Annotated in this window: 18 protein-coding genes; 4 read left to right on the forward strand and 14 right to left on the reverse strand. The window is 67.4% G+C overall.

Annotated features, from left to right (window positions below; all coding sequences use genetic code 11):
• Positions 1-168: 168 nt before the first annotated feature.
• From thiL to P2869_RS14820, 4 genes are all read left to right on the forward strand, one after another.
• Entirely contained in the window at positions 169-1161 is a 993-nt protein-coding gene (thiL, locus tag P2869_RS14805) for a thiamine-phosphate kinase (protein WP_017777059.1), read from the forward strand.
• A complete protein-coding gene (locus P2869_RS14810) occupies positions 1151-1846 on the forward strand; it encodes a phosphatidylglycerophosphatase A (RefSeq protein WP_346833733.1) in 696 nt (231 codons plus the stop codon). Before thiL ends, P2869_RS14810 begins: the two co-directional genes overlap by 11 nt.
• Positions 1847-1921: 75 nt before the next feature.
• Complete coding sequence (locus P2869_RS14815) at positions 1922-2422, forward strand: CinA family protein (RefSeq protein ID WP_017777061.1); 501 nt, start codon at positions 1922-1924, stop codon at positions 2420-2422.
• Positions 2423-2442: 20 nt separating this feature from the next.
• Positions 2443-2994, forward strand: a complete 552-nt coding sequence (locus tag P2869_RS14820; RefSeq protein WP_199543836.1) for a cupin domain-containing protein — start codon at positions 2443-2445, stop codon at positions 2992-2994.
• Positions 2995-3056: 62 nt separating this feature from the next.
• Here the strand turns inward: P2869_RS14820 and pyrF are convergent, their stop codons facing one another.
• The 14 genes from pyrF to P2869_RS14890 all read right to left on the reverse strand — a co-directional run bounded on the left by pyrF (position 3057) and on the right by P2869_RS14890 (position 19353).
• Positions 3057-3872: an orotidine-5'-phosphate decarboxylase gene (gene pyrF / locus P2869_RS14825; protein WP_277596867.1), complete on the reverse strand. Its 816-nt coding sequence runs from the start codon at positions 3870-3872 to the stop codon at positions 3057-3059.
• A gap of 177 nt (positions 3873-4049) precedes the next feature.
• Complete coding sequence (locus tag P2869_RS14830; protein WP_277596868.1) at positions 4050-5207, reverse strand: aldose 1-epimerase; 1158 nt, start codon at positions 5205-5207, stop codon at positions 4050-4052.
• A 304-nt stretch (positions 5208-5511) separates the two neighbouring features.
• Positions 5512-6426: an SMP-30/gluconolactonase/LRE family protein gene (locus tag P2869_RS14835; protein WP_277596869.1), complete on the reverse strand. Its 915-nt coding sequence runs from the start codon at positions 6424-6426 to the stop codon at positions 5512-5514.
• Positions 6423-7238, reverse strand: a complete 816-nt coding sequence (locus P2869_RS14840; RefSeq protein WP_277596870.1) for an SDR family oxidoreductase — start codon at positions 7236-7238, stop codon at positions 6423-6425. The genes P2869_RS14835 and P2869_RS14840 overlap by 4 nt, the downstream gene beginning before the upstream one ends.
• 35 nt (positions 7239-7273) lie before the next feature.
• Entirely contained in the window at positions 7274-8290 is a 1017-nt protein-coding gene (gene araH, locus P2869_RS14845; protein WP_277596871.1) for an L-arabinose ABC transporter permease AraH, read from the reverse strand.
• 76 nt (positions 8291-8366) lie between these two features.
• Entirely contained in the window at positions 8367-9899 is a 1533-nt protein-coding gene (gene araG, locus P2869_RS14850) for an L-arabinose ABC transporter ATP-binding protein AraG (protein WP_126878036.1), read from the reverse strand.
• A gap of 119 nt (positions 9900-10018) precedes the next feature.
• Positions 10019-11017 carry an arabinose ABC transporter substrate-binding protein gene (locus P2869_RS14855; RefSeq protein WP_126878035.1) on the reverse strand — a complete coding sequence of 333 codons (999 nt, stop codon included), beginning with the start codon at positions 11015-11017 and terminating at the stop codon, positions 10019-10021.
• A gap of 170 nt (positions 11018-11187) precedes the next feature.
• Complete coding sequence (locus P2869_RS14860; RefSeq protein WP_277596872.1) at positions 11188-11982, reverse strand: SDR family oxidoreductase; 795 nt, start codon at positions 11980-11982, stop codon at positions 11188-11190.
• Positions 11979-12659: a 2-dehydro-3-deoxy-6-phosphogalactonate aldolase gene (locus tag P2869_RS14865; protein WP_017777071.1), complete on the reverse strand. Its 681-nt coding sequence runs from the start codon at positions 12657-12659 to the stop codon at positions 11979-11981. Before P2869_RS14865 ends, P2869_RS14860 begins: the two co-directional genes overlap by 4 nt.
• A 224-nt stretch (positions 12660-12883) precedes the next feature.
• Positions 12884-14044 carry a 2-dehydro-3-deoxygalactonokinase gene (locus tag P2869_RS14870; RefSeq protein WP_277596873.1) on the reverse strand — a complete coding sequence of 387 codons (1161 nt, stop codon included), beginning with the start codon at positions 14042-14044 and terminating at the stop codon, positions 12884-12886.
• Positions 14041-14985, reverse strand: a complete 945-nt coding sequence (locus tag P2869_RS14875) for an IclR family transcriptional regulator (protein ID WP_277596874.1) — start codon at positions 14983-14985, stop codon at positions 14041-14043. Before P2869_RS14875 ends, P2869_RS14870 begins: the two co-directional genes overlap by 4 nt.
• 566 nt (positions 14986-15551) lie before the next feature.
• Entirely contained in the window at positions 15552-16298 is a 747-nt protein-coding gene (gene mtgA, locus P2869_RS14880) for a monofunctional biosynthetic peptidoglycan transglycosylase (RefSeq protein WP_277596875.1), read from the reverse strand.
• A gap of 14 nt (positions 16299-16312) precedes the next feature.
• Positions 16313-17182: a shikimate dehydrogenase gene (aroE, locus tag P2869_RS14885; RefSeq protein WP_277596876.1), complete on the reverse strand. Its 870-nt coding sequence runs from the start codon at positions 17180-17182 to the stop codon at positions 16313-16315.
• The gene (locus tag P2869_RS14890) at positions 17179-19353 is read right to left on the reverse strand and encodes an RNB domain-containing ribonuclease (protein ID WP_126878029.1); all 2175 of its coding nucleotides are present in this window, start codon (positions 19351-19353) and stop codon (positions 17179-17181) included. The genes aroE and P2869_RS14890 overlap by 4 nt, the downstream gene beginning before the upstream one ends.
• Positions 19354-19421 lie beyond the last annotated feature (68 nt).

Genomic DNA, 19421 nt, shown 5'->3' on the forward strand with positions numbered 1-19421 from the left:
GACCGGAACGTACTGAACAGTACACCGCGAACCGGCCGTGAAGCCGCGTCAGACGGGGCTCGCCGTACAATCCAGCCTGCCTTTGAGACCGTTGCGCGTTCTTGCGAATGCCTGACGACATTGCCTTCGGGTTTTCACTATCCACGAGCCTTGCCACGCCTTCCGGCCATGCTTTCCGAGTTCTCGCTCATCGACCGTTTCTTCGCCCGCCGCGCCCGCACCGGCCGCGTCCACCACGCGGCGCTCGGCATCGGCGACGACTGCGCGCTCATCGCGCCACCCGCCGGCGAAGTGCTCGCCGTCTCCACCGACATGCTCGTGGAAGGCCGCCACTTCTTTCCCGACGTCGATCCGCACGCGCTGGGTCACAAGGCGCTCGCCGTCAATCTTTCGGACCTCGCGGCAATGGGCGCAAGGCCGCTCGGCTTCACGCTCGCGCTCGCGCTGCCCGCCGCCCGCGAAGACTGGCTCGAAGCGTTCAGCGCAGGTCTCTTCGAACTCGCGGACCGCTTCGACTGCGAACTCATGGGCGGCGATACGACCGCAGGCCCGCTCAACATCTGCATCACCGTGTTCGGCGCGGTGCCGCCGCAACAGGCGCTGCGTCGCGATGCCGCGCAGCCAGGCGACGACGTGTGGGTCTCCGGCACACCAGGCGACGCGCGCGCGGGCCTCGGTATCCTGCGCGGCGAATGGCACGCCGCCGACGCCGATGCCGCGACGTTCCGTCGCGCGCTGGAACGCCCGGAACCGCGCGTGGCGCTGGGACTCGCGCTGCGCGGCATTGCGAGTGCGGCACTCGACGTGTCGGACGGCCTTGCCGGCGACCTCCAGCACATTCTGGAGAGCTCGCGCGTCAATGCCGTGATCGATGCGGACGCAGTGCCACGCTCGGCCGCGCTGGCGCGCCTCGCGCCCGACGTGCAGCGCCGCTGCACGCTCGCAGGCGGCGACGACTACGAACTGTGCTTCACGGCGCCGCCCAATGCGCGCGATGCAGTCGATGCAGCGGCGCAACGGGCGGGAGTGCCGGTAACGCGCATCGGTACAATAGTTCCTCCCGAAAACGCGGACGCCGCGCCGGCCATCACGTGGCGCGACGCGGCGGGCAACCCGCTTCCCCTGACGTTGCACGGCTTCGATCATTTCCATGCAGACTGAACCCACGCCGACTCCGGCCGAAGACGTGCCCCGCGCGCCCGAGGCGCCGCAAGTTCCTGCGACGTCGCACACGTCCGCTTCGCCGTCGACCAGCGGCGCAAGCGCAGAAACGCCCTCGCCCGCATCGCCAGACGACGCCGTTTCCTCAAGCCGCGCCAACCCGAACGCCACCTCCGACGCGGCATCCAACACCACAAGCGCCCCGCGCCGCGCGAGTGCGCGCTTCATGCTCTCGCATCCGTTGCACATCGTGTCCCTCGGCTTCGGCAGCGGGCTCTCGCGCATCATGCCGGGCACGATGGGCACGCTCTTCGCGTGGCTTTCGTTCATGGCGCTGAGCCGCTATCTGACGGTGCTGGAGTGGGGCATCCTGATCGTCGGCGGCTTCGTTGCGGGCATCGGCATCACCGGCTTCACGGCGAAGAAAATGGGCACCGACGACCCCTCGCCCGTCGTCTGGGACGAAATCGTGGCATTCTGGCTCGTGCTGCTGATGGTGATGCCCGTGTCGTTCAGCGGCCAGCTCTGGTCGTTCCTGGTGTTCCGCTTCTTCGATATGGTGAAACCGCCGCCCATCCGCTACTTCGACCGGCGGCTCAAAGGCGGTTTCGGCATCATGTTCGACGACCTCGTCGCGGCATTCTTCACGCTGCTCGTGGTCGCGCTCTGGCGCATGTCCGTCTGACAGACGGTTTCGCTCGGGCGTTTTGTTCATGCGCGCCTCTTTACGCGCTTTTGTCCACGCTCACCCTGCTCGACCATGCCTACCGATTCTGTCGTTCACCAGCTCGCGATCCGCGCCGGCAACAAGCTGCGCGACGAGCGCCTGATGCTCACGACCGCCGAGTCCTGCACAGGCGGCATGGTCGCCACCGCGATCACCGATATTTCCGGCAGCAGCGGCTGGTTCGAGCGCGGCTTCGTCACGTATTCGAATCAGGCGAAGAGCGAGATGATCGGCGTGCCCGCCGAGTTGATCGAGAAGCACGGCGCGGTCTCCGAGCAGGTTGCGCGCGCCATGGCCGAGGGCGCGCTGCGCAACAGCCGCGCGCAGGTGTCGCTCGCGATTACGGGCGTGGCGGGACCGGGCGGCGGCACGGAAACGAAGCCGGTCGGCATGGTCTCGTTCGCGTGGAGCAACCGGCTGCACACGGCCGCCGAAACGCTCGTGTTCAAGGGTGACCGTGAACAGATCCGCGTACAGGCCGCCGCACACGCGTTGCGCGGGCTGCTCGCATTACTCGACGAGAAAGAACGATAAGCAGCAAAGGAAGCGCGACCATGACGGCCACCGGCATCGCTGTGGAAGAACTGATCCGACGCCTCGACTTGCAGCCGCATCCCGAAGGCGGCTTCTATCGCGAAACGTGGCGCGCGGCGGACCAGGTGTGGCGCGCGGGCGCAACGCCGAACGCCGATTCCAGCGCCGCGCGTTCGGCCTCCACCGCGATCTACTACCTGCTGTGCAATGGCGCACATTCGGCGTGGCACCGTATCCGGTCCGACGAAGTCTGGCACTTCTACGCCGGCGCGCCGCTCGAGGTCTACGTGCTCGATGCAGCCACCGGCGCGCTCGTCACTCACCGGCTAGGCAACGCGCTGGACCACCCTGGCACGACGTTTCAGGCGGTGGTCCGCGCGGGCGACTGGTTCGCCGCACGCTGCACCGATCCCGCGACCTTCGCGCTGGTGGGCTGCACCGTGGCGCCGGGCTTCGAATTCAGCGAATTCGAACTGGCCGATGTCGATGCACTCGCGGCGCAGTATCCCGCGCATCGCGAACTCATCGTTCAGTTGCGGCCTGGCGGCGCGTCTGGCCAACACGCCGGCTGACACGCCCGCAGGCCGTCACGAGTCACCGGCCAAAGAATCACCCGTCGATTCACCCCACCGGTTCATCGATACGCGTTGATCTTGTCGCGCGTTTCCTGCGCTGCACGCGCCGCCGCCTGCGCGTAGTCGTCGCCCTTGCCGGCGTAGATGATCGCGCGCGACGAATTGATGAGCATGCCCGTGCCCGCTGCCGTGCGGCCCGCGCGCACCGTGGCTTCGACGTCGCCGCCCTGTGCGCCGATGCCCGGAATCAGGAGCGGCATGTCGCCCACGATACCGCGCACCACTTCGATTTCCTTCGGGAACGTCGCGCCCACCACGAGGCCCAGTTGGCCGCCCACATTCCACTTCTGCGCCGCGAGTTGCGCGACGACCTGATAAAGCGGACGCCCGCCCGTCTCGAGAAACTGCAGGTCGGAGCCGCCGGGGTTCGACGTGCGGCACAACACGATCACGCCCTTGCCCGCATGCGCGAGGTACGGCTCGATCGAATCGAAGCCCATGTACGGATTCACGGTGACGGCGTCCGCGGCGTAGCGCTCGAAGGCTTCGCGCGCGTACTGCTCGGCGGTGCTGCCAATGTCGCCGCGCTTGGCGTCGAGAATCACGGGCAGGCCGGGATGATGTGCGTGGATGTGGGCGATCAGCGCTTCGAGCTGATCTTCCGCCCGGTGCGCGGCGAAGTAGGCGATCTGCGGCTTGAACGCGCACGCGTAGGGCGCGGTGGCATCGACGATCGTGCGGCAAAACTCGAAGATCGCATCGGACCGGTTCGCGAGTGCGCCGGGAAACTTCGAGGGCTCGGGGTCGAGGCCGACGCAGAGCAGCGAATTGGCGCGCTGCCATGCGTCGTTGAGCGTCTGGATGAAAGAGGACATGGTGGAAACTCGCGGCGAGCCGGTAATGGCGGTAACGGAAGAGGCGCGTATTTTAAACCGGGGGCGACTTGAGGCCGACACGCGCGCCGCCTTGCCTTGCCTTGCCTTGCCTTGCGGGCTCGCCTTATCGCCCCGCCTCGTAGGGCCGCCTCATCCCGGCACCTGATCGCCCCCGCCTTACCGCCCCACCTTCCCCGCCGGATGACGCCCCGCCTTCGCACCAGGCGCCCCGGGCACCGCTGCGGCCGTACGCAGCCCCGTGCGCTCCACCGTGAAGCTGAACTCGCGCGCGAGCCGCTCGCCGCGCGCGAGCACCGTCATGCCGTGTTCGGCCGCACCGCCCGCCAGGTTCACGGCGTTGATCGGATGATCGACCGGCTCGAAGCAGAAGAAGTCTTCGCCCGGCGGCGTATAGAGCACGTAGTAGTCGGTATCGGCGGCCACCGAAAGCGAGAGCCGCCGCTTCGGCCAGACCACCGCCGCGCGGCCGCTCCAGCCCGTGAACCCGTGATTCACGATGCCGCCAGGCAACGGGTACGCCACGCCGAACTGCCAGGCCGGCGGCGCCGGCACGTGCCGCACCGGCAGCCAGTCGTTTCCGGCGAGCCAGAGGCCGCTTGCCGCCGCGCACAACTCCGTAGCCGCGTCGCGTACCAGAAACGGATGAATGCCGAGCCCGAACGGCAACGCGTCGCGGCCCGTGTTCTCGATCTCCAGCGTGATGGTGAGCGTCGATCCATCGAGCGAGTAGGTCTGTGCCGCGCGATACGTGTACGGCTTGCCGTCGGTTTGCTCGAACGACAGCCGCACACGCTCGGCGTCCACCTCTTCCACGTCCCAGCGGCCAAGCCAGCCGTCGCCGTGAATCGGCAACGGCTCCGCGGCGCGGTTGCGCGGCACCTGCACCGTGCGATGACCGAAGCGGAAGCTGCCGCCGCCGATCCGGTTCGAGTACGGCAAGAGCGGATAACAGGCCAGCTCGTTCGGATCCGTATGCGCACTCACGTTGAGGCAGCGCCGGAACACCGGCACGAGCGCGCCGTCGTCGCGCCAGTCGAAGCGCGTGATGCCGCCGCCCAGCTGGGGCGCGACGTCGAGCCGCAATTGAGCGTTCACGAGCGTGACGCAGGCGACGTCGTGAGTATCCGCCGCGCCAATCGCGACCGCCGACGTGCTAGGCCCGGCCAGCACCGGATGCGCAGCCGCTTCGAGTCGCGCGCGCCGCGCGGCGGCGGGCGACCCGGAGGAAGGAACAGCCGGGGGAATGGCCACAGCGGCGCCTGGCGACGGCGGCGAGCCAGCAAGGCTGCCAATAGCGGAATTCGCGACGGTCATATCAGACTCCTTCGAGAGGCGTGGATCTCCGCGCCGCGCTGCTGGTTGCCCTGCTGGTAGTCCAGTACGGGCGGCCCAATACAGGCGGCAAAGTGCGGGCGGCTCTGAGTGCCGGCGCCTGCCGGACGCAGCGGGATGGCACAGCCGGCGTTGCATGCCGGACCAGCCGCCCGCGTGGCCGCCTCTTCATCTCGTGTTGCATGCTGCTTCGCGCTGCGCGTCATGCCTGCCAGCGCTTTCGCCCACCGCTTTTGCCCAAGCTTGTCAGGCGCGCCGGGCCGTATTGTCGGCTGCGCAAGCGCGCCTAACCCTGCGGCAAGGCGCCCTGGAAACACGGTTCAGCGATCCCGCGGCGGCCCGTCACCACCGCGAACACGCCACCCGCCTGCGGCTCGCGCGCGAGCACGTCCGCATCCAGCCCGATGCGCGCGCTCGTCACGTAAAGCGTGTCGAGTTGCGCGCCGCCGAACGCGACGCAGGTGGGCTGCGAAACGGGCATCGGCACGCGATCCGTTTCCACGCCGTCCGGCCCATAACGCACCACGCGGGCGCCGGCCCATTGCGCGTTCCAGATGCCGCCGTCGGCATCCACGGTCGAACCGTCGGGCTCCGCAGTCGTATTGCCGAGCGTCGTGAACGTGCGATCGTTCGTCACGCGTCCGTCGTCGCCGTAGTCGCACGCGCGGATCTCGCGCGTCGGGGAATCGCAGTAGTACATCGTCGCGCCGTCCGGGCTGAACGCGATGCCGTTGGCAATCGCGGGCGCCGGCAGCGGCAGCCTTTCGAGCGTGAGGTCGCGGTTGAGCCGGTAGAAGCCGCCGACCGCACGCGTGGGCGAACCCTCGTCCTTGGTACCGAATACGAAGCGGCCTTGCCGGTCGCAGCGGCCATCGTTCAGGCGCGTGTTCAGATCCGGCTCCACTTCGACGATGCGGTGGATCGCGCCCGTCGCGCAGTTGAAGAACGCGAGGTGTTTCGCCAGCCCGAGCAGCAGCCACTGCGGATCGGCACACAACGCGAAAGACGCCAGCCGCTCCGGCATGGGCCAGGACGCAATCGCACCGTCGCGCGCGTCGTGGCACCACAGCCGGGCGCCTTCGATATCGGTCCAGTATAGGCGAGCAGTGCGCGCGCACCAGGTCGCGCCTTCGCCCAGCGAGCATTGCGAATCGACGGCGAGCGCCACCGCACGTTCGGTCGCCGCAGAACCCGCGCTCATGCCCAGCCTCCGTCCACCACGATGTCCTGCGCGGTGATCATGCGGCTGTCGTCCGCGGCGAGGAACAGCGCCATACGGGCCAGATCGGCGGGCAGCAACTCGCCTTCGATGCACTGGCCTTCCTTGATCGCGCGCCGGCCCGCGTCGTCCAGCCACAGGCGCTTCTGCTTGTCGGTCATCACCCAGCCCGGCACCAGCGTGTTCACGCGAATGCCGAACGGCCCCAGTTCGCGCGCGAGACCGCGTGTGAGCCCCTGCACCGCGGACTTGCACATCACGTACACGGGGAAGCCACCCTGCTTGAGCATCCAGCTGATCGACCCCAGGTTCACGATGGAGCCGCGCTGCGCCGCCTTCATGTCGTCGATCACGGCCTGCGCCGCGAAGAACTGGTGGCGCAGGTTCACCGCGATGCCCGCGTCGAACGATTCCGGCGTGACCTCTTCGGTCTTGTGGCGGCGGTCGTTTGCAGCGTTATTGACGAGCACCTCGACGGGGCCGAGCGCCGCTTTCACGTCGGCGACGGCGGCGCGCAGCGCGTCGATGTCGGTGAGATCGCAGGACAGAAACAGCGGACGGTGGCGCGAGTCGCCGAGTTCGTCGGCCAGCGCGGCGCCCGCAGTGGCGTCGATGTCGAAGAACGCGACGCGCGCGCCCTGCGCGGCGAAGTGCTCGACGAACGAGGCGCCGATGCCGGTCGCGCCGCCCGTGATGAGCACCGTGCGGTCGAGAAGACTCGGATAGTTCGCGTAGGCGCCGCCCGTATCGCTGGTTGCGGCCAGGCGCTCGCTTGCGTTGGCAGGAGAAGACATCGTTCGGTTCCTTCGGTTTCGTTCAGAACGTGCGCTCAATCGCGCGAGCCGCGGTTCTTCAACTGGTCGAGCAGCACGGCGGCAAGCAGAATCGCGCCGCGCACGAGGTACTGGTAGAACGCGTCGATGTTGAGCAGGTTCATCACGTTCTCGACGGTGCCCATGATGAGCACGCCGATCACCACGCCCGAGATCGTTGCGCGACCGCCCAGCAGCGACACGCCGCCCAGCACGCACGCCGAAATCACGTTGAGCTCGAACCCTTCGGCCGCATTCGGCTGGCCCGAGGTAATGCGCGACGCGAGAATCACGCCCGCGAGCGCCGTCACCGCACCCTGAATCAGGAAGATCCAGACCCGCGTGCGTTCCACGTTGATACCCGCGAGCCGCGACGCTTCGGGATTGCCGCCGATGGCGAGCGTATTGCGCCCGTACACGGTCTGGTTGAGCATCACGCCGAACACGATGAAGCACAGCAGCGTGACCCAGATGGGCAGCGACACGCCGAACATCGTGAGGCCGCCCAGCGCGATGAAGGTATCCGACGACACGCCCACGGCCTGGCCGTGCGAGACGATGAAGCCTAGGCCGCGGACGATTTCCATGGTGGCAAGCGTCGTAATCAGCGCGTTGATGCGCAGATACGCGATCACCGCGCCGTTCACGAAGCCGATCGCCGCACCCGCCGCCACGGCGGCCACGATGGCGATGAACGTGTTGTTCGTGGCGTTCAGCACCATCGCGCAGAGCACGCCCGCGAACGCGACCGTGGAGCCGATGGAAAGATCGAAGTCGCGCGAGGCGAGGCAGAACATCATCGTGCAGGCCACCATGCCGATCTGCGAGATCGACAGCGCGAGGCCCAGCATGTTCTCGATCGAGAAGAAGTGATCGACCGTCAGCGACATCGTGACGAACATCACCGCGAAGATCACGATCAGGCTGTATTCGGTGATCTGCTGCCACCACTTCTGCCTGTCACCGGTCTTCGGAATCAGCGCTTCCGCAGCGCTCTTGGCCGCTTCATGCGCGAGGTTCTCTCTGGCTTGCATTTGCTTCACTCCTCCCGTTCCCCACGGGTTGTCTCACTGTCTATCCACCGGCACGGGTGGGCCGAGCGCGCCGCGTTCAGGCAGCGCGCGCTTCGTTTTCCGCGTTCGCACCGGATGCACCCTCGGGCAGCGCGAGGCCCAGCACCGCGTGCTCCGTGGCCGCTTCGCGCGAAAGCTCGCCCGCAATGCGGCCTTCGCGCATCACGACGATGCGGTCCGACACGCCAAGCACTTCGGGCAACTCCGACGAGATCATCACGATCGCGCAGCCGCGCTCCGCGAGCTGATAGATCACGTGGTAGATCTCGTGCTTCGCGCCCACGTCGATGCCGCGCGTGGGCTCGTCGAGAATCACGACCTTGAGGTCGGGCTCCGCGAGCCAGCGCGACAGAATCGCCTTCTGCTGGTTGCCACCCGAGAGGAAGCGGATCTTCTGCTTGCGGCTCGGCGTCTTGATCTTGAGCAGCTTGATGAATTCGTCGGCCGTCTGCGCTTCCTTGCGCCGGTTCAGGAACATGCCCGCGCGCAGGTAGTGGCGCCGGCAGCTGATGTTGATGTTCTCCGCCACGGAAGCCATCGCGACGATGCCTTCCTCCTTGCGGTCTTCGGGACACAGCACGATGCCCTGGCGAATCGCCTCGCCCGCGCTCTTCACGCGGATCGGCTCGCCGTCCAGTTCGATCTCGCCGCTCTTGCGCTTGTCCGCGCCGTAGACGAGGTGCATGAGTTCGCTGCGGCCTGCGCCCACGAGCCCGAAGAAACCGAGAATTTCGCCGCGCCGCACTTCGAAGCTCACCGGCTCCGCCAGCGGATGACCGCTGATGTTCTTCGCCGCAAACCGCACTTCGCCGAGCGGCCGTGCCCGGTAGTTGTAGATGTCCGAAATTTCGCGGCCCACCATCTCGCTCACGATGGTCTCGCGCTTCACGCCTTCCAGCGACGGATGCGAAGCCACCTTGCGGCCGTCGCGGAAAATCGTGCACGCGTCGCAGAGCTGGTAGATCTCGTCCATGCGGTGCGAGATGTAGATGAGCGCGCGGTTGTCGGCACGCAGATCGCGCACGAGCTTGAACAGCACTTCGGTCTCGCGGTGCGAGAGCGAGCTTGTGGGTTCGTCGAGCGCAATCACGCGCGCGTTGCGCATGAGCGCCTTGCAGATTTCCACCATCTGCCGCTGCGCGATGGAGAGCTTGCGCAGCTTCACGTCCGGTTCCAGGTCCACGCCCATCGCGGCAAGCCGCTCGCGCACGAAGCGTCGCGCGGTGCGCTTGTTGACCCAGCCGAGCGCATTCGGCAAGCGCCCGAGCAGCAGGTTTTCCGCCACCGTCAGGTCCGGCACGTACTGCAGTTCCTGGTGAATCACGGCGATACCGGCCGCAATCGACGACGCCGCGCTCGAAAAATGCACCTCGTTGCCGTCGATCAGGATGCGGCCCGAGTCCGGCTGATACTCGCCGCCCAGAATCTTCAGCAGCGTGGACTTGCCCGCGCCGTTCTCGCCCATGAGGCCGTGCACTTCGCCGGCGTGCACCTCGAACGAAACGCCGTCCAGCGCGCGCACGCCCGGAAATACCTTGCCGATGTTGTCAAAACTCAGCGTCGCTGACACTTCGCTTCCCTCTCTTTCCGTCTCGTTCGCCCTCTGACCGGCAAGGCGGTCCTGCTTCGGCGTTTCCGCACACCGCGGAGCCCACTGAAGCAGGACGCGCCGCGCCTGCCAGCCTTGCCTTACTTCGAGGCGAGCCCCATCTTTTCACGCACTTCGTTCACGTTGCTGCGCGTGGCCAGCATGCCCGTCGTGAGCGTGAGCGGGGGCGGCGTCGTGCCCTTCGTGATCCAGTCGTACATGAGCGTCGACGTTTCTTCGCCGTGGCGCTTCGGGCTGATGATCACGGTGCCGTAGAAGCCCGTCGGTTCCGGCTTCTTGAACTCGTTCAAGGCCGAGTCCGAACCGCCGATGCCGATGCCGATCATGTTGTCCGCCTTGAAGCCGCGGCCTTCCGCTGCGCGCACGGCGCCCAGCACGGCTTCGTCGTTCAGGCCGTAGGCCACCCAGTGCTTGAACTTCGGGTTCTTCGTGAGGGCGATGTTGGCCGCGTTGAACGCATTTTCCGTGTCGGTCTTCGCCTGCGGCGCCGCGATCACGTTCGCCTTCGGGAAGCCCGCGGCGATGAGCGCGTCGGTCGCGCCGCTCGTGCGGTCGTGAGCGGTGGGCAACTGCTCGTAGGTCACGTCGATCGCGCCCACGTCCTTCATGTCCCAGCCGCGCTTCTTGATTTCGGCGGCAATGCCTTCGCCCACCTGCTTGCCGATGTTGTAGGCCGAAATGCCCATGTGCGGCACCGACTCGATCGGCTTGCCCGCGCCGTCCACGAGGCGGTCGTCCACCGTCATCATCTTGAGCCCGTCAGCCTTCGCCTTCGCGACGATGCCCGGTCCGAGCTTCACGTCCGGCGTGCAGATCACGAAGCCTTGCGCCTTCTGGGCCGCGAGGTTGTCGATGGCGCTCATCACCTTTTCGCCAGACGGCGCACCGATCTTCACGAGCGTGAAGCCTTTTTCTTTCGCGGCGATCTCGGCGAACTTCCATTCGTCCTGAAACCACGGCTCCTCCGGCTGCTTCACGAGGAAGCCGATCTTGACCGGATCGGCCGCCTGCGCGACGGGCGCGTTGAAGAGCACCGCCGTGGCTGCTGCAGCGAGCGTGAGGAAAATTCTGCGTTTCATGGTGCGTGTCTCCTGTCTGGCAATTACGCGAAGGTATTGGCCGCGTTTTCTTGTTCCCGGCGCGACGCACGCGGCCAGTGCGTCATCGGGATCACAACCCGGTAGTCGCGTCGCCCGGGCGGCGCGGCCTTTGTGTCTGCGTTGCTGCTTCGTCTACCGCTTCTTTTCGTTCAGTCGTGGTAAAGCGCCGAACGCCCGCCGTCGATCGTGATGCAGCTCGCGTTGATGAACGGCGCTTCATCGGACGCGAGAAAGACCGCGGTCATCGCCACTTCCTCGGGGCGGCCAATGCGCTTCATCGGCTGCAGATCGAGCGTGGCCTCACGCGCGGCGGCCGGGTCCGGCTGGCTCGACCACCAGTCGTGCGTAAGCTGCGTTTCGATGTAGCCCGGCGCGATGGCGTTCACACGCACGTTGCGCGGCGCGTACTCGATGCCGAGCGCCTTCGTGAGGCCGATCACGCCGTGCTTCGCGACCGGGTACGGAAAACAGCCCGGAATGATCTTGAACGCATGCGTGGACGCGATATTCACGATGGCCCCCGCGCCGCGCTCCACCATGCCCGGCAGCACCGCGCGACAACCGTTCCAGACGCCGTCGAGGTCCACCGCGAAGCAGCGGCGCCAGTCGTCGTCGGTCATCGTGAGCGGGTCGCAGAACACGTTGATGCCGGCGTTGTTCACGAGCACGTCGAGCGGACCGAAGGTGCGTTCGGCCACCTCCACGGCGTCGCGCACCGACTGCGGCTGTGTGACGTCGGTGCGCACGGCGAGCACGCGCGGCGAGCCTTGTGTTTCGTCTTTCAGCGTTCCTTCGATCTGCTGCGCGGTGCGTTCGGCGGCATCGAGATCCAGCTCGGCCAGCACGACCGCCGCGCCTTCGCGTGCGAAAGCTGCAGCGATCGCCGCACCAATGCCGCGACCGGCACCGGTGACGAGTGCGACCTTGCCGGCCAGCCGCTTCATTTGCGCATCCCCGCGCGCGCCACGCGCAGTCCGTTGATGAACGCCTTCGCGTGCGACGCCGTGGTTTCCGCGCTCTGACCGGGCTTGTAGAGCGCCGAGCCGAGCCCGAATCCGTTGGCGCCCGCAGTGAGGAACGGACCCATGTTGTCCGGCGTGATGCCGCCCACCGGCACGAGCGGCACCTGCGGCGCGATCACCGCGCGCCAGGCCTTCACGACCTGCATGCCGAGCTGCTCGGCGGGGAACATCTTGAGCACGTCCGCGCCGTTCTTGAGCGCGAGAAACGCCTCGGTGGGCGTGGCGACGCCAGGCGCGCACGCAAGCCCGTGCGCCTTCGCGGCGAGCACCACTTCCGGGTCGCTGTGCGGCATCACGATCAGTTCGCCGCCCGCGGCCTTCACGTCCTTCACGAGCGTGGGCTGCAGCACGGTGCCGGCGCCCACGATGGCGTCGGCGGGCACGGCCTGGCGGATCGCCGCGATGCTCTCGAACGGCTGCGGCGAATTCAACGGCACTTCGATGATGCGAAAGCCCGCTTCGTACAGCGCGTGGCCATGATCGGCGGCGTCCGCGGGCGTCACGCCGCGCAGGATCGCGATGAGCGCGCACGTGTCGAACGCCGCGGCAAGTCCCGCGTGCGGCGCATACGGTGCTGGCAGGTTGAGATCGGTTTGCATGCTCTTTCCTGTGTCGGTCTCTGCTGCGTCAAGGAGGCGTCGCTGGTGCGTTGGCGCCGCTTCGCTCTCGCTCGACGGGTGGTTTCGGTTCGTTGCTGCGCGCTCGTGTTCGTTGTTCGCGTGCTTTGCCTGCGTGTTTTGCCTCGTTGTCTTGCCTAGGTTCGCCGCTTTGCTGCGTCGCTTTGCTGCTTCGCTTTGTTGCACTACGCAGCTCGCGTTTCACGCTACGCAGCTGAATCTTCCTGCGCCGGCGCACCCACCGCCGGCGTCACGAGTCCTGCCTGCACTGCGATGCGCCACAGCCCTCGCTCCGTCGCGTGCCGCACCAACTGCGCGTTCGTGCAGCCGAATTGCGCGAGCGCGAGGCGATAGCGCTCGCACAACGCATCGTTGCCGATCAGGCGCAGCGTGCGGCCTGCCAGCGGCGGCGGCTCGTGCGCGAGCACGGCTTCGAGACCCGCGAGTTCGTGCCCGATCAGCAAGCCCGAGAGATAGTCGGGCTGCTGCTGCGGTTCGAGCTGCGCCGTCAGACCCAGCGTGCGCGTGCTGAACACCGTGGCCAGTACGCCCGCATCGCCGTGTTCGCGCGCGACGGCCACGCCGCGCAGAAAGGCACCCAAGTCCGGCTCGCCGGGCGACACCATCGTGCGGCCCAGAATGGTGTGCTCGCGCAGCGCCGCAAAAATCTCGCCGGTCATGAACGTGTAGAAGCGTTCGATACGCCCGTCGCGCACGATCGCCCACTTCGCGTGCGTGCCTGGCAGACCGATCAGCACGTTGGCTGCCGAGCCAGCCTGAGTGGCCTGAGCATCGTGAGGTTCGTCGCTGTCGCCACCGAGCGCGCCGACGATCTGCGTTTCCTCGCCGCGCATCACGTTCGGCAACTCGCCGCGCTCCAGCACGCCAGGCACGATCGCGAGCGTCGCGCCGCGCGCCGTCTTCACGCGCACGATGCCGGCGACGAGCGCGTCCGCGCTCGCGGGCGTGTCCACGTAAGGCGCCTGCACCCAGCCCTGCGCGCTGCCCACCATGCCCGCGGCGATCACGGGCAGCGACGGCGTCTCATCGAGCCACTCGCCGCAGACGGCGTCGAACGCCATGTCGAAGCCGCCTTCCGCAGCCGGACGCGGCAGATTCATGATGCCCGCCGGCGACCCACGGCTCGCCAGCACGCGGCCCGTCGCGTCGTAGAGATACGCGCGCAGCGCCGTGGTGCCCCAGTCGAGCGCGATCAGCGCGGCGGCAGGCGTGGCGGCGGCGCTGGCGGCAGTCGCAGTCGCAGCCGCAGCGGCGGCGTTGGCAACAGCCGCAGCCGCGGTGGTCGCGCCGGCTGCATCGAAACCGGTGACGGCGGCAAGCGTGCCGCCGGCCGTGGATTGACTCATCGTTTAATCCTGCGTGCGGCAGGCTGCGGAGCGCGCCAGCCGAGTTCTTCCGAGATCGCGCGCGCTTCGCGCTGCACGATCGGCACCAGTTCGTCCATGCGTTCGAGCGACATGTACGGAATCGTGCTCGCCACCGAAAGCGCCGCGACGATGGCGCCCGACGCGTCGCGCACGGGCGCGGCGACGCAGCGAATGGAGGCTTCGTTCTCTTCGAGGTCGAACGTGTAGCCGCCCGCGGCGTAGCCCGTCATGCGTTCGAGGAACGTGTCGAGGTCCGGGCGATGGTCCGGCTTGAAGCTCACGCCCGCAAGCGTTCGGCGCGACGCTTCGTGCAGCTTGCGCCAGATGTCGGGCGCGAGATCGAGCATCAGCGCCTTGCCGATTCCCGTCGACGCGAGCGGCATGCGATGCCCCACGCGCGAACGCATTTCGAGCCCGCGCTGGCCGGGAATCTTGTCGATGTAGAGCACGTCGTCGCCGTCGCGGACGCCGAGGTGAATCGTGTCCAGCGAGTAATCGGCGAGCGCCTGCAGATGCGGACGCGCCACTGCGGTGAGCGGCATCTGTTCGAGCGCGATGGTGCCCAGTTCGATGAGCTTGGGGCCGAGCAGGTAGCCGCCCTGCACCTGGCGCAGGTAGCGCGCCTGCACGAGGCTGCTCACGAGGCGGTGCGTGGTGCTGCGCGTAGTGCCGAGCGCGGCGCCGAACGAGCGCAGGTCGCGCACGCCGGCCGCGGCGGCTTCGAGAATCGCGAGGCCGCGCAGCAGCGTCTGCGTGCCGGCCTGCTGTTGTGCAAGGTCGAGCGGCGAACCAGGCAGGCCGATTTCGTCGGCGGGCTGCGCGGGCGTGTGCGCTGCCGACTTCGAAGCGGCGCCGTTCGCGGCGCGCGACGCGCGACCGGCGTGTTCGGGCTGAGGTGTGGCAGCGTTGGGCGGAGACATCAGTTTGTTGTCCATGGCGATCGCAACCGGAAAGGCGTTTGTGCGGTTAGCGGGCGCGTTGGCCCGAGGAGCGAAACAGTGTGCGGACGACGGACGTTCCGTCAGGCGGCGGGAACTGCGCCGCATGCGTCGCGGTGATGGACATGGCTGGCTTGTCTCCGATTTCGTGCCGGCTCGCAGGCAATTCGCGGCCGACCGTTTCTTTCTTGCTGTGGGCGCTGGGCATCGCGTGCCCGGTGTGTGGCGCATTGTAGGGCCGAACGTTTTGAATCTCCAATATATGAGTTTGACGATCACATAATGGGATTAAAGGCTTTGGACGGAACGAAGCGGCGCGGGAAAATCGCGAGGGAAACGAATGTGGCGCGAGAGGGAATGGAGCAGCCGTGAGGCGACGAATGCGTCAGCGCTGGAATGAACGAGACGGCTGGGGACGGAAGCGGCGAGAGGGCGGAACGAAAAGCGCGGGCCGAAAAGCGCGCGCCGAAAGGCCGAGCAAAAACGCGCGGGCGCTCGCAGGTGCTGCGTGGCCGCTCGCTACACGGCCCGACCGTGCGCTGTGGGTTCTACTGCGGCAACTCCGCCACGCCCATGCGCCGTGCGATCACGGCGGCACGCTGGGACAGCCAGGGCGAGTTGCGATGCTCGTCGAAGTAGCGCGGGCGCGGCAGCATGACGGCGAGCCGCGCCGCCTGCCAGGCCGTCAGCTTCGCCGCCGACGTGCGGTAGTAGTGCTGCGCCGCAGCCTGCGCGCCGTACACGCCGTCGCCCCATTCGACGGAGTTCAGGTAGATCTCGAAGATGCGCTGCTTGTCCATCAGCGTTTCGAGCATCCAGGTGATGATCAGCTCCTGCCCTTTGCGCAGGTAGCTCTTGTCACGCGAGAGGAACAGGTTGCGCGCGAGTTGCTGGGTGATGGTCGAGCCGCCCGCCACGATGCGTCCGCGCGACTTGTTCTTTTCCCAGGCTTGCAGGATGGCGTCGGTTTCGTAGCCGTTGTTGCTGACGAACTTCGCGTCCTCAGAGGCGATGATCGCGCGCTTCAGATTGCGCGAGATCTGCTCGTAAGGCACCCAGGTGTGCTGGATCGCGGGGTCGGCGCGCTCGCTTCGCTCGCTCGAAAGCCGCCACGCGTCGGAGCGCATGAAGGCCGTCGATTGCGGATTCACGACGTTCCACACCGCGATCTGCGCGAAGTAGTAAAGCTGCGTGGCGATCCACGCGCAGGCGAACACGGAGAAGCCGTAGAACGCCCATCGGGCGAGGCCTGGACGGCGCGTGCGCCGGGCGGCGGCGGTGAGCGAGATCGCCACGGCGTGCTCGCGCGTCAGGCCTTCTGCGCGGCCAGCTGCGCGCGCAGTTCGGCGAGCACGGGCGCGCTGTCGGGCCGCACGCCGCGCCACACGTAAAACGATTCCGCAGCCTGCTCCACGAGCATGCCGAGGCCGTCCGCGCTGCGTGCGCCCAGCGACTGCGCGTGCCGCATGAAGACGGTGGGCTCGGCGCCGTACATCATGTCGTAGGCGAGCGTGGCCGCGCCGAATGCGCGGTCGTCGCAGGCGGGCAATGCGGCGTCGAGGCTGCCCGCCGTCGCGTTGACGATCACGTCGTACGGGTAGGGCTCGACGGCATCCGGGCCGCCGCCCGTCAGCGTGCAGCCGGCTTCGTAGGCCGCGGCGGCGAACTGCGCGACAAGCCCTTCGGCCTTCGACGCCGTGCGGTTCACGATGGCAAGCCCGCGCGGACCGCGTTCCAGCAGCGGCAGCACGACGCCGCGCGCCGCGCCGCCTGCGCCGAGCACAAGCACGCGCGCGCCCTTCAGCGCCACGCCGAGGTTCGTTTCGATGTCGCGCACGAGGCCGACGCCATCCGTGTTGTCGCCGTAGATGCCGTCCGCGTCGAAGCGCAACGTGTTGACCGCGCCGGCGGCCGCGGCGCGTGCCGAATGCGTGTCGGCGAGCGCATACGCTTCGAGCTTGAACGGCACGGTGACGTTGAGCCCGCGGCCGCCGGACGCCACGAACGCCCGCACGGTTGCGACGAAGCCGTCGAGCGGCGCGAGCAACCGGTCGTATGCGACGGGCTCGCCGGTCTGCGCGGCAAAGCGCGCGTGAATGAACGGCGACTTGCTATGCGCGACCGGATTGCCGATCACGGCATAACGGTCCGCCTGCGACGGCACCTGCGGCGCGCTCATCGGCTCTGTTCCTCTGCGTGGTGATGGCGACCGGCGTGCGTTGTGCCCTCTTCAGTGGACCCCTCGGCGGCATTTTCGTGGGTGCCTTCGGAGCCGGACGCTTCGCCACTCGTGTTCGACTCGCCTTCGGTCGGCTCGCCCTCGCCGCCTTCATCGCCGCCATCGGCTTCGGCCAGCGCTTCGGCCTCGCTTTCGGCGGACGCGTCGGTGGCCTCGATCAGCTCTTCGTCTTCGCTCTCTTCTTCCGCTTCCGCACCGCTCGTCACCGTCGGCGCGTCGAGCACGCGCAGCATGCGCACGGAGGCCTCGATCGTGAGTTCGTCGATCGACATCACTTCCAGCAGCAAGCGCGTGCCGCGCGCGTGCACGCCGAGCGCGGGTACGTGCAGCAGCAGCGGGATTTCTTCGAGGCGCACGAGGTCGCCCTTCACGACCGCCGCCACCACCTCGCGCCGGTTCTCCTGCATGAGCCAGCGCAGGCACCAGAAGTACTCCATACGGCGCTGATGGTCGGCGTAGGCCGTATAGGTTTCGTCGAAGCCTTGCACGACGGCGAACAGGTCGGCGTCCTTCGGTTTGAAGGGCGCCGCGAGCTTCGCGGTCACGCCGTGCTGCACGCACGCAAGCAATTGCCACTGGTTCACGAGGTCCACGTAGCGGCGCAGCGGCGAGGTGCTCCACGCGTATTGCGCCACGCCCAGGCCCTCGTGCGGCGCGGCCGTGGTCTGCATGCGCGTGCGCTTCGGACCGGTGGGCGCGCCGAACGCGCGCTGCGAGCGATAGATGCCCGGCACGCCGTGATCGTGCAGGAACGCGCCCCAAGTAGAGTTCGCGAGAATGGCGAGTTCCGCGACGATCAGGTCGAGCGGCGAGCCGCGGCGGCGCGGCGTGATGGTGATGCGCTCGCCGTCCACGTAGAAGTTGTAGTCGGTGTTGCGCTGCACCTCGCGCTTGAGGCCGTAGCTCGCGCGCGTCTGCTGGCGCTTTTCGAAGAGCGCCTGGGCAAACGGCCAGAGTACGGCGATGTCGTCCTTGTGCGGATAGTCGCCGGTGCCCGCTGCGAGCGCTTCCTCGGTGACGTGCTCGTCGAGCGTGTTGTGACGCAGGTTGTGCTTCACGAACACGCGCTCGGCGCGCGTTTCGGTCGCCACGATCTCCTGCGTTTCGCGGTTCACGATGATGTAGAGCGACAGCGCGGGCCGCAGGTCGCCTTCCTTCAGCGTGAAGGCATCCACGAACTCGTCGGGCAGCATGGTGATCTTGTCGCCCGGCATGTAGACCGTGGAAAGACGGTTGCGCGCGATCGTATCGACGGGGTCCCCGCGGCTGATGCCGAGCGCCGGCGCCGCGATGTGCACGCCGATGCGCACGCGGCTGTCGGCCAGATGCTCGACGGAAAACGCGTCGTCGATCTCGGTGGTCGTCACGTCGTCGATCGAGAAGGCTTCCACCAGCGCTTCGGGCAAATCCTCGGCAAGCGGATTCACGGTGACGGGCGGAAAACCGGTGCCGTGCGGGAAGAATTCGGCCAGAAAGCGCGCCTCGTGCAGCGCGCGCGCCGACGGAATGCCGCCGCATTCGAGCATAAGCCGCGGCATCGAAATGCCGCGCGCCGCGGCGGCCGCTTCCAGCGCCTTGTACTCAATCGAATTCTTGTCGGGCCGCGTGAGAAAACTGAGCGCGCGCCCCTGGAACGCCTCGGGCAAGCGGCCCGCTTTCAGTTCTTCTTCGTACTGCGCCTGGACGAGCGCCTGCTGCCGCTTGCGCTCCAGCGACGCGAGTGCCATCTTGAGCTGCTCTTCAGGCGCGCGCTGATACTGGCCGCGCCCCTTGCGGCGGAAATAGACCGGCGCGCCATGCAGGCGCAGCACGAGCGCCGCGCGCTCCACGGGACCATAACCTTCGCCGAAGTACTCGCTCGCGAGCGTGGAGAAGGCGAACTCCTCCTGCGGCGCGCATTCCCACAAAAAGTCGAGATCGATCTGCTGCGCGGCGGCGTCGGCCTGCTCCATGAGTTCGGCCGCTGCCGGCTTTTCGAACTCGATCAGCACGTCTTTCGCCCGCACCTTCGCGCGCCGGCCGCCCGGCAGCTCGACCTGAAATGCGTCACCCTGGCGCGACAGCACGCTGCCGGCCTTGAAACTGCCCGATTCCTCGAAGAAAACGTTCACTCAGTACTCTCGTTCAGACTTGCTGCGCGTCTTGCGTGCCTTGCGTGCCCCATTGCAGGCGCAAGACG

This window comes from Paraburkholderia sp. SUR17 (assembly GCF_029536165.1).
Lineage (GTDB): Bacteria > Pseudomonadota > Gammaproteobacteria > Burkholderiales > Burkholderiaceae > Paraburkholderia > Paraburkholderia kururiensis.